Annotated in this window: 1 pseudogene; it reads right to left on the bottom strand. The window is 76.3% G+C overall.

The annotated features are described in order from the left end of the window. A pseudogene (locus E9549_RS22985) lies at positions 1 to 257 on the bottom strand (hypothetical protein); the annotation flags it as partial.

Below are 257 nucleotides of genomic sequence, written 5' to 3'. Positions count from 1 at the left end.
CACAACGTGCCGGGCCAGCCGGTCCACGAGTTTCTGCGCGCCTTCGACGCCGCCTGGGCGGTCGCTGCCGGCCTGAGCGCCTTCGGACCGCGCCAGCGCCGGCTGGAGCCCACGAGCGGCCATCCCTGCTCGCCCAGGGCCTCCACCGCCGCCGTCCAGCGCTGGCGCGGTCCGAAGGCGCTCAGGCCGGCAGCGACCGCCCAGGCGGCGTCGAAGGCGCGCAGAAACTCGTGGACCGGCTGGCCCGGCACGTTGTG

This window comes from Blastococcus sp. MG754426 (genome assembly GCF_021699055.1).
Classification (GTDB): Bacteria; Actinomycetota; Actinomycetes; order Mycobacteriales; family Geodermatophilaceae; genus Blastococcus.
Note: the sequence above shows the minus strand (reverse complement) of the source record. Positions and strands in the feature narration are given on the sequence as shown.